Consider the following 251-nt stretch of genomic DNA (forward strand, 5'->3'; position numbering starts at 1 on the left):
AGGTCAGCCAGGTATTCGTCCCGGCCGTGCTGGTTCTGGCGTCGCTCACCCCCTGGGCATGTTCCAGGGCTTCGGCATCCTTGATCAGAATGCCATGGCGCGCGGCAACGCCGGTGCCGGCCATGATTGCAGTCGGCGTCGCCAGGCCCAGGGCACAGGGGCAGGCGATCACCAGTACCGCGACCGCATTGATGATTGCGCTCTCCAGGGGCGCGCCGTACAGCCACCAGCCCACCAGGGTGAGCAACGCC

General features: G+C 67.3%; 1 pseudogene. It reads right to left on the reverse strand.

The window, feature by feature from the left end:
• A pseudogene (locus AC0L3B_RS39955) lies at positions 1-251 on the reverse strand (heavy metal translocating P-type ATPase); the annotation flags it as partial.

The sequence above is a fragment of the Bradyrhizobium sp. Kon56 genome (genome assembly GCF_055807635.1).